The 6,544-nt window shown below is 52.7% G+C and carries 4 protein-coding genes; 2 read left to right on the top strand and 2 right to left on the bottom strand.

Going from position 1 to position 6,544, the window contains the following annotated elements:
- Positions 1-383 precede the first annotated feature (383 nt).
- On the bottom strand, positions 384-617 hold the full coding sequence (locus CSQ86_RS06385; RefSeq protein ID WP_100494241.1) for a hypothetical protein: 234 nt from the start codon (positions 615-617) through the stop codon (positions 384-386).
- A 108-nt stretch (positions 618-725) separates the two neighbouring features.
- Entirely contained in the window at positions 726-1,412 is a 687-nt protein-coding gene (locus CSQ86_RS06380; protein WP_100494240.1) for a hypothetical protein, read from the bottom strand.
- Positions 1,413-1,844: 432 nt separating this feature from the next.
- On the opposite strand from CSQ86_RS06380, the gene CSQ86_RS06370 reads away from it, so the two are divergent.
- Complete coding sequence (locus CSQ86_RS06370) at positions 1,845-4,814, top strand: SpaA isopeptide-forming pilin-related protein (protein WP_165773759.1); 2,970 nt, start codon at positions 1,845-1,847, stop codon at positions 4,812-4,814.
- A gap of 82 nt (positions 4,815-4,896) precedes the next feature.
- Positions 4,897-6,522, top strand: coding sequence for a SpaH/EbpB family LPXTG-anchored major pilin (locus tag CSQ86_RS06365; RefSeq protein ID WP_100494290.1), 1,626 nt, complete (start codon positions 4,897-4,899; stop codon positions 6,520-6,522).
- Positions 6,523-6,544: the final 22 nt, after the last annotated feature.

Raw genomic sequence — 6,544 nt, 5'->3', positions numbered from 1 at the left:
GGGCTGGTGGGGGATGGGTGTGAAAAGCGTTGGAAATATTGGTGTTGTGGGTGATTGTGTTGAATGGTTCGGAGGTATGGTGCGGATGGTGCGGATGGTGCGGCATGCCGCTTAAGGGAGTATATGAAGTCTCGGGGGGGGGTATTTGTTGCCTAAGGTTTCATGGATGGGGCTGATGCAACTATTGCGGGTATTCCCGTATTGTCTATGCCTTGCAGTGCGCAGGCCGTGGGACGCCGGCCCGCCGCAAACGGCGTAAAGCACATAATCCCTCTGGGCAATCTGAATTGCGCCCAGAGGGATTATTGTTGAAATGTTTTAGTCTTGGTTGAACAGTTCTAGGTACCGGCGGGCGGTGAGATTTTTGACGGGGTGTGATTTATTCACGCATGAAGAGGCGTGATGTCATTGCCGGTGAAATAACGCGAATGCGTTATGCGAATTGCATCGAATGAGTCCGAGCCAATCACCGCCAGCTCCCAGTCGCCTAGGTGCTTGCCCATATCCTTACGGAAATCGGGATCGTTTACTGCGTCCAGATATCCATCGGGGCCGGGGTACTCACGAATGATTCTGTCTCCGGTCTTCCGGTTGTACCGGATTACCATGCCCACCATAAGCACCTCCTTCGCTTTCTAATGATTGTATATCGTTGTTAACGATACGGTACACTTCGTCCAGCAGCGTGAGGTCGGGGTCACGAATGTAATCCGCTATTTTTCTCATCATGTCCACAAGACTCTTTGTGGAGATACGACTTGCTGCGGATAGGTCTGAATGGTGAGATTCGTATGCTCCGAAACTGTCAGACAGCTCAAAAAACTGTTTGACAATCTTGGCGGAAATTGTGTCTTGGGGGATTTCTCCGTATCGAATGTTTCTTCCAAGACGATCAGCCAGTGCTTCGAAGGCGTTTGCCCATGCATCCTGCGTAGGGTTCTTACTTGTATTTCTGCAAATATGCCGCGGGGCAATCCGGCAATTACGTGAACTGCGCGATATCCAGAATGCGTATATTTACGCATGTCAGATACCTGATGCTTGGGGAACAGCATCGCAATGCTTTGCGCGAGTTTATCTTGTTGCTCCAATGTCATATCAGCGGTGATGCGTGCGCCAATTATGTCGTGGATGCGAAACAAGGGGGTAGCGTCTTGACGAATGAGCTTATCGCGCAACGTGTCTACCGTTTTAACGCGGAAGGAAATCTCTGGCTGTTCGCCGATGATTGAGTGGTAGTCTATGGTCTTCAGCCGTTCTACAACGCTGACGAGCACATGAGAGTACCACGCATACACGGTTGCATAATCAAGACCGGGTACGGCTTCCCCGCCATGCACGATTTCATTACGCAGAGTCTTGATGCTTGATCCTGTCCAGGGTTTTTCTGGAACTTGGAATATGTCGTCCATTGCAACAGGATAGCAATCATTGACGGTGTCCGCTCTGGGCGAGACTGATGGAGAAGAGAAATTTTAGGGTGGCCCCCTATGCGTGTCGAGGTGGGGATGAACGGGGATGGGGTGTGTGGTGGGTTGGTGGGGGGATGGGTGCGGAAAGCGTTGGGAATATTGGTGTTGTGGGTGATTGTGTTGAATGGTTCGGAGGTATGGCGCGGATGGTACGGCATGCCGCTTAAGGGGGTATATGAAGTCTCGGGGGGGGTATTTGTTGCCTTAGGTTTCATGGATGGGGCTGATGCAACGGCGCATTCCTTATTTCCGTGATGCATGGGGTTGAGGAATTGCGTTGCATCCGCTCCTGGTGCCATGAAGCTCTCGCGGTTCGGTCTGCTGTGCTTGGGCTGGGCCGCCCATGAGATGGGTCGAGGAGAGCGAGTCGCTATGCGCAAGGCAAACAGTTCGGGAACATTATTACGTAAGACGCGCTATTGGTGGCGTGCATTATTGGGCATGGCGCTGGCCGTAGCCATGCTGGCGGCGATGGCGCTGCCGTTACATACTGCATATGCAGTTGACAAAGATGCGGCTAATTGTTCGACTACAACTTTGCCAATAAAAACGAATGGCGATCCGGTAACTTGGACCGAGGTTCGTCAGTATATTGATGATAATTTCACTGGTTCCAAAGTGTTTGCCGACGCGGTGTATAACGCGATATGTACGTCGGGGCAAGATTATAGATATGATTACGATGGTGTGATTCCGCAGACTGCGGCTGATGCCATTAGATATTTTGGCGCATTGGATCCAGAAGATACGAGCGTCACTATTAAAAGTCCTTTGGAGAATAACGCTGTTCTTACTGGCATCGAATTGTTGAATAACACAGGTTTTCTCAACATTAAGGATGTTGGTTCTCATACCAGTTTGGATTTTCTGGAAGACGCATATAAACCCTGGAATCTAGGAGACCAAGATTTAATAAAAGGACCTAGAGTCATTATTTCGCAAATCAATGTATTGAAATTGCCTAAGAATCCTTATGTATTTAACCTGCCTAGAACTCGAGATGGACTTCATGGCTTTAATACGACTAGTTATAGCAGGCTGTCAACGAATGTGCTTCGTCAGCCCGGCATAACAAACGATGTACAGCTGAAGATTGATACCCAACTCACGGGGCGGTCAACGCAGGTGGATTTAGGCTCTGCTACATCGTCTAATGATGCATCTACATCGATTAGTCCTACTGAAGTGCAGCCGACATTCCTGTCTAAGGAGTCGCCTGATTTTAGAGAAAATGTATATATACCAGGAGATCCGACTAAAAAAATAACAGCTCAAGGAAATAAGATTATATTTTCTATTCCGGTTTCCAGCGAAACTGACGGCGCTTATCAAGAGCGTGTTGTATTCGATGATATGTATAAATACTGGGCAAATACTGCTCCGCAAATACAGTCTCCTGACTATTTCTATCGGGTAGATGTCACGTATCTGAATCAGTTGAACGTTGAAGGAGAGAACCTGATTCTATCCGACTTGAAATTCCAGAAGACCGATGATCAAGGCAATGCTTTGGCCGGTGCGAATTTCGCGCTTACAAAGGATAACCAGCCCGCGCAAAAGATCAAGATTGAAAATGGCCAAGTCATGTGGGATTCAAACGGCAATCCCGAGTGGGAGCCAGTCGGCGTTTTGACCTCGGATAAAAATGGTTTGGTTACCGTTCCATATCTCACACCTGGTGACTACACAATTAGAGAGATTTCGGCTCCTGAGGGATACAAACTAGATACAACCCCTCACACTGTGACTGTAAAAGCTAACGCGACATCGGAAATCAAGTGCAATGGGCACAATGTATCAACTCCAGATGCAGTGGCTGCATGCGGCGGTGAAGGCAGTGATGCCAATGTATTGGACAGTAAGGTAGAAGCCACGGCGGGTCTGAAATCTGCATCGAGCTGGTTACTGGCAAATAACTCTACGATGCGTTTGGATTCAGGTCTTCGTGATGTGAATCTGAACAACGGGGCATACGTTAAAAACGATGGGACAGATATCGATCTCGCCGAGTCTGTAGTAAAGGGAGTCGATAACAAAGTACTGCAATCGTTAAATTCCACGGACAACACTGTGAATGTGACGATTACTCCTGTTACTGGAGACAAACAGACGGTATTGAAGAATGTTTCTTTGGAACAGGCTAAAGAGTATGTGAACAATTTAATCAAATCTAATGGCCTGACTGCGGATAATGCGTTGATTGAGGTAAAGCAAGGCCTGAAGGTCTATTACGCGCCTCATGCAGACAATATTATCGACGCGACAATTACAAATAAGAAAACAAACAAGCCCGTGAACGTGTCGTTGGAGGCGCAGAAGCATTTCAAGGATGAGGCTGGTGTCGATCAGGCCATTGCGAACGGTCGGTTTGTGTTTGCGCTGACTCCGGGGAACGCGAATGCGAAGCTGCTGGCTTCGAATGCGTTGGATGCTTCGGTCGGTACGGATGGCAAGGCGACGTGGAGTCTGCCTTCCATTACCGCTGATGTCTTCTCCAAGGCCACGAAGAACGATAAGGGTGTTGCATCGTTCAACTTCACTGCCAGTGAGGTCGCGGGGTCGGATGCGGATGTGAAATACGACACGACCGAGATTCCGGTTCGTTTGGATGTGTCTGAGGCGAAAAACGGTGCCGACGGGGGCTTGAAGGTTGAGGTGTTCGTCAAGAACAAGTCCGTAGGTTCCGCGACCAGTGGCAAGGATACCGCCACATTGAAGGTGCCGGTCAAAGATTCGGGCATAGCATTCACCAATACGGTTGTGCCACAGGTGGTCAAGAGCCTGTTTAGCTTCGTCAAGCGTGACGGCGACAGCGGCACGGTGCTTTCCGGCGCGAAGTTCCGTCTGTTCCAGTGCACGGCCGGCGCGGACAAGTGCGGCACTGACCTCATCGATCCGGACGATCCCGGCTCCGAGTGGAAGAAAGTCGGAGACGACACGACCAGTGGCGACAACGGCATGGTCTCGTTCGATGTGGAGAAGCCCGGCGAATACCGCTTGGTGGAAATCCAGGCTCCTGCCGGCTACCAGAAGCCGACCGGGCAGTGGAGAGTCACCTACGGGAAGGACGATACGAAGCCGACGATTACCGCTATTGGTGAAGTGCCTGCCTTCTGCGACCCGAACAGCGATCAATGCCCGGGAGACAAGTCCTCATCATCTGTTTCCACGGCTTCGGTGATGCCCGCCGCGGCTCAGACGCCGCTCGTGCTGCCGAACAACAAGGTGATCGACGTGCCGTCCACCGGCGGCCGCGGTCTGATGCTCTTCTCGCTGGCCGGCTTCGGTCTGCTGCTGGCGGGTGTGACTGTGTTGTCCATCGAAGCAAGGAGGCGCGGTTAATAGAAAGAACCGCGGCGAAGCCGCAAACACAAACGTCCAATCAATGTCCAAACAGTTGTTGAACAGATAAGGAGAAGAGATTATGTCTCGTTCAATAAGGAAAAGCTGGGCCGCCATCGTGGCGGTGCTGGCCATGGTAGTAGGCCTGCTGGGGTTCGTCTCCCCGGCGCAGGCGGCTGACGTGACGCCGCAGTCCACGGGTTCGATTACCGTCTCCGCGGTGGAGCAGGGCGCCACCGTGCACGCCTACAAGGTGATCGACATCACCTGGGACGGCACGAACAACCCGACCTACAAGTGGGTTAATCAGGTTGCTACTTGGCTGCAGAGCCAGAACGACTACAAGGGCTACGTGGGTGCCAACAATGCGGTGACTGACGCCTATCTGAATGAGGACGCGGCCAAGTTGAAGACGTTCTACAAGCGTGTGGCCGACCAGTTCAAGGATGCGAACGCGCTGACCGAAGCCGGTTCCGCTGCTGCTACCGGTGGCACTGCCGGCAAGGCTGACGCCACCGCAACAATCAGCAACCTTGGCTTCGGCTCCTACCTCACCGAGGTGACCGGCGGCAAGCGCGACTACCAGCAGAACGTGCTCAACGTGTACCCGAAGTACAATGACGGTACCAAGAAGTGGGAGCTGATTGAAGGCAACGCTGACGCCAAGAGCACCGTTGCCAATATCGACAAGTCCATCAACGAAGATACCAACGATCACGTGTCCGGCAAGGGTGAAGTGAACGCTGACCCCGGCTACGGCGCTGATTCCGAAGCCATCGGCAAGGACGTGCGCTTCGACTTGCGTTCCGACGTGCCGGATCTCTCCACCGGTCTTCAGCCCAAGTTCTTCATGGCTGATACCTTGAGCGACGGTCTGACCCTGAAGCCAAGCACCATTGAGGTGTACGGCGTGGACAGCAACGATAAGGAAGCCAAGCTCACCGCCAACACCGATTACACGCTGACCACCAATAATGCCACGAGCCCTGATGACAACACGACTTCCGTGTCCTTCACCATTGACTACGTTTACAACCAGGTGAAGGGTTACGCGAAGGTGCACGTGAAGTACTACGCCACCGTGAACAAGGATGCCGTAATCGGACCGACTACGCCCGGCAACACCAACACGCTGGACGTACTGTGGACCCACAACCCGACCGACGGTTGGCACAAGGAAACCGACAAGGTGAAGGTGTACACCTACGGCCTGAAGGTCGTGAAGCACGGCGAGAACAACCAGCCCATCTCCGGCGCCGAATTCGCGCTCTCCGACAAGGGTTCCACCGCCTACTTCGAGGTGGTCAAGGAATCCGATGGTGTGTACCGCCGCGCCACCGACACTGATGCCGCTGCTAATAAGACCACCACGCTGGCCGTGGACTCCAAGGGCAACCTGACCATCAAGGGTCTTGACGAAGGTGATTACGACCTCACCGAAACCAAGGCTCCGGAAGGCTACGTGAAGCTCACCAGCCCGAAGTCGTTCACCATCGACGACGAGACCGGCAGCCCCACCGTGGAGCACAATGGTCACGTCAAGGATGAGAGCACAACTCTTCCGGGCTACTACCCGTTGACGGTGACCAACTCCAAGACGCCGGAAATGCCGACCACCGGTAGCGTGGGCACGCTCGTGTTCGCCGTGGCTGGCGTGCTGCTGGTCGCAGGCGGCCTGCTGCTCGCCCTGACCCGCAAGCGTTCCTGACGCCAATCAATACCTCCCCTGA

Source organism: Bifidobacterium felsineum, assembly GCF_002802915.1.
Lineage (GTDB): Bacteria > Actinomycetota > Actinomycetes > Actinomycetales > Bifidobacteriaceae > Bifidobacterium > Bifidobacterium felsineum.
Note: the sequence above shows the minus strand (reverse complement) of the source record. Positions and strands in the feature narration are given on the sequence as shown.